This window comes from Methylobacterium oxalidis, assembly GCF_007992195.1.
Lineage (GTDB): Bacteria > Pseudomonadota > Alphaproteobacteria > Rhizobiales > Beijerinckiaceae > Methylobacterium > Methylobacterium oxalidis.
This window is the reverse complement of the sequence record NZ_BJZU01000231.1, coordinates 1-3,475: the sequence shown is the minus strand read 5'-3', so window position 1 is coordinate 3,475 and position 3,475 is coordinate 1. Positions and strand designations below refer to the sequence as shown.

Here is a 3,475-nt window from a genome sequence, read left to right as displayed (position 1 = left end):
CATGATCCATCATCTCGCACCCGAACAGGTCGTTCGAGCTGTGGAGCTTGCCTCGAAGCACGCGCGCGCCGCGGCTGCGTGAGGGAGAGATCAATGCGTGTCGAGACCTGCTTCCTGTTCGATTTGGACGGCACTCTCGTCGATAGTGTCTACCAGCATGTGCTCGCTTGGAGCCAAGCGCTTGACCAGGAGGGGATCCCTTTGTCCGTCTGGCGGATCCACCGCAAGATCGGCATGAGCGGCGGCCTCTTCACGAACCAGCTTCTGCGAGAAACGGGACAGGAAATCGATGAGGTGCGCATCGCGCGCCTGGGCCGCCTGCATGCCGAAGCGTACGGACGGTTGTCCTCGCAGATCCGTCCACTGCCCGGCGCGCGCGCACTCCTGGCCAATCTCAACGAGGCCGGCATCCCCTGGGCTATCGCCACGAGCGGCCGTATGGAGACGGCCCGAGTGAACCTGGCAGCCCTGGACGTTGATGCCGACCACGTACCGGTGGTGACCCGCGATATGGTGAAGTACGCCAAGCCCGACCCAGATCTCTTCCTGGCCGCCGCTGAGAGACTCGGCAAGGCGATCGAGACGGCCGTGATCGTGGGAGACTCGATCTGGGACATGCTGGCCGCACGTCGCTGCCGTGGCCTCGGTGTTGGCCTGCTGTCGGGTGGTTACGGAGCGGACGAGCTGGAGCGGTCCGGGGCCGTGCGGGTCTATGAGGACCCGGCTGATCTGCTCAAACACCTCGATGAAGTAGGAGGAAGACGCTGATTTCGAGAACCCGGATGGCGACACCGCCTTGCCATGACCGCAATCCGATGAACGATCGGCGCGATCGCGGGTCCGACCGGGATGACGCCGCAGTGGCCGCGCGCGAAGTTGCCCGCCACTGCGCGTCCTATCGTGAGCCTGTTCGTAGGCTTGCCCTGTGGCAGGTCACGAACACCTTGCTGCCGTACCTGGCGCTCTGCTCCCTCATGCTTTGCGCGAGCGCCATGGGTTACGGGCTTCTCGTCCTGCCGTTTGCCGTGCCGGCGGGCGGCCTTCTGGTCAGGCTGTTCATCATCCAGCACGATTGCGGGCACGGCTCGTTCCTGCCGTCCCGCGGCGCCAACGATTGGCTCGGGCGTGCTCTGAGCATTTTGACGGTGACACCCTATGATAGCTGGAAGCGGGCGCACGCCCTGCACCATGGCTCCACGGGTGACCTCAGTCGCCGCGGAACCGGTGACGTTCACACCCTGACCGTACGCGAGTACCTCGCCCTATCGCGCTGGGGCCGGCTTCGCTATCGCCTCTACCGCAATCCGCTCATCCTGATTGTGCTCGGATCCCCGCTCAACTTCCTCGTCCTGCAGCGGTTTCCTTCCGGCGTAGGCTTACCTTGGCGAACGGCGTTGCGAGACGTGCTGGCACTCGACATCGCACTCGCAGCCGTCTTAGCGGCTTTTGCGCTCACGGTCGGCGGGATCGAGCCAGTGCTGTGGGTGTTCCTGCCGGTGATCAGCGTCGCTGCCTGGATCGGAGGCTGGCTGTTCTACGTGCAACACCAGTACGAGGAGACCGTCTGGGAGGATGCCGAAGACTGGGACTTCCACCGCGCGGCGCTCGGCGGCAGCTCGTACTATGTTCTGCCGCGCGTCCTGCAATGGTTCACCGGCAATGTCGGCCTGCACCACGTCCATCACCTGAACAGCCGCATCCCGAACTACCGGCTTCAGGAATGCCTGGACGGTCACGCGCTGCTTGGACAGGTGGGCCGACTGACGCTGAGAGACAGCTTTCGTTGCCTCGGGCTGGCACTCTGGGACGAGGACGCCCGCAAGCTCGTCGGGTTCTCACGCCTGCGCACGCTCCAGGCAGCCTGAGAGCGGCCAGGATCATCACACTGGTCGAGTAGAGCCAAACCTCTTCCAGGATGCACGCCTACCAGGCGCACTTCCAGGCGAAATGCTCCACGCTCGACAACCGAGCACCAGCTCGGAGCGCATGGCCGAACTCGTAAACGCGTACCTGCCCCGCGTTTCGTGTTGCAGCGCAACATAAGGGGGCACGGCTCGTTGTGTGAGAGCTACCCTCACATCGATCAGTGAGGGACGGCATCGGGTGTTCGCTCGTCGGGCGAAGCTGCGGTGCTGCCACCTGACCGAAAGTTCTTTCCCGATGCGCTCTGCAGCCACTCTCACGGCCCTCGCTCTGGCCCTCGCGCCGCTTCCGGCGATGGCCTCCTCCTGCGCCGAACAAATCGGGACGATCGAGCGCCGCCTCGACAGTGCCGGCGCCGTCGGAGTCACCGGCCTGCAGGCGGGTCATACCCTTCAGACCGGCTCACCCCGGGGCGTGCAGGCAGTTCGCCTCGACGCCCCGAGCGACCCCGACATGATCTCAACGTCCGACCGTGTGAGGGTGGCCAGGACTCTCATCATCCGCGCGGGCGACGAGGACAGGCGGGGCGACAAGCGCGCCTGCGAGAACACCATGACCGAGGCCAAGGGGATGATTGGCGCTCTGCCGTAGCTTGATCGCGTCGCAGCAGGCAGAGCCTCCCACGAAAGCACATTGATGAGCAGACAGCTCGGGATTGCCTCGACAGAGATGCTGGGGCAAGCCATCGACCGACCCCGCGCCCTGGCACGCCGGTTCGGCAATGCGGCCGGGAGCCGAGCCTACGACTTGTTCGTTCCGTCTGGATATGAGGGAGCCCCTCTTCCTCTGGTGGTGATGCTGCATGGCTGCTCGCAGTCATCGCGCGACTTCGCCATCGGCACGGGCATGGACCGGTTGGCGGAGGAGCAAGGTTTCCTCGTTGCCTATCCCGACCAGCCGAGGTCGGCCAACATCGCCAAGAGCTGGAACTGGTTCAGGGGCGAGCACCAGAGACGCGACCGAGGCGAACCATCCATTCTCGCCGGCCTTACGTGTGAAATTGTGAGTGAGTTCAACATCGATCCGGCACGGGTCTACGTCGCCGGCCTGTCCTCGGGTGGCGCAGCCGCCGCGGTCATGGCGATGACGTACCCGGACATCTACGCTGCCGTCGGGATCCACTCCGGGCTAGCGTGCGGTTCGGCCGGCTCGATGTCTGCAGCCTTGTCCGCTATGCGTCGGGGCGCCTTGCTCCCGCCAAGGCAAGCAACGCGTCCGGTGCCAACCATCGTCTTCCACGGAGATCGCGACACGACCGTCGCACTGGTCAACGGAGAACAAGCTATCGCCCAGGCGCAACCCGACGTGGAACTGAACATCCTCACCGTCGAGGGCCGCTCGGTCGGCGGGATGGCGTATACTCAAACCGTCCTGACCGAACCGGGCGGCATGTGGGCGTCGGAACAGTGGATCCTGCACGGCGCCGGTCATGCCTGGGCCGGCGGCCGTCCGGCCGGCTCCTACACCGATCCGACCGGTCCCGATGCCAGCCGCGAGATGTTACGATTCTTCATGTCGCACGCGAAAGGGTGGCGGAGCGCGCGGGCACTGA

4 protein-coding genes are annotated in these 3,475 nt (G+C 65.0%); all 4 read left to right on the top strand.

Annotated elements, in window-relative coordinates; translation table 11 throughout:
- Positions 1 to 93 precede the first annotated feature (93 nt).
- On the top strand, positions 94 to 768 hold the full coding sequence (locus tag MOX02_RS29855; protein ID WP_147029386.1) for an HAD family hydrolase: 675 nt from the start codon (positions 94 to 96) through the stop codon (positions 766 to 768).
- A gap of 47 nt (positions 769 to 815) precedes the next feature.
- Positions 816 to 1,865, top strand: coding sequence for a fatty acid desaturase (locus MOX02_RS29850; RefSeq protein ID WP_147029387.1), 1,050 nt, complete (start codon positions 816 to 818; stop codon positions 1,863 to 1,865).
- Positions 1,866 to 2,160: 295 nt separating this feature from the next.
- Entirely contained in the window at positions 2,161 to 2,514 is a 354-nt protein-coding gene (locus tag MOX02_RS29845; RefSeq protein ID WP_147029385.1) for a hypothetical protein, read from the top strand.
- A gap of 45 nt (positions 2,515 to 2,559) precedes the next feature.
- On the top strand, positions 2,560 to 3,475 hold a 916-nt coding region (locus MOX02_RS29840), incomplete at its 3' end, for an extracellular catalytic domain type 1 short-chain-length polyhydroxyalkanoate depolymerase (protein ID WP_147029384.1).

Bases quoted from the DNA above. Each gene is read 5' to 3' on its own strand.
- MOX02_RS29845 (WP_147029385.1), top strand. From the start codon at position 2,161: ATGCGCTCTGCAGCCACTCTCACGGCCCTCGCTCTGGCCCTCGCGCCG.
- MOX02_RS29850 (WP_147029387.1), top strand. From the start codon at position 816: ATGAACGATCGGCGCGATCGCGGGTCCGACCGGGATGACGCCGCAGTG.
- MOX02_RS29855 (WP_147029386.1), top strand. From the start codon at position 94: ATGCGTGTCGAGACCTGCTTCCTGTTCGATTTGGACGGCACTCTCGTC.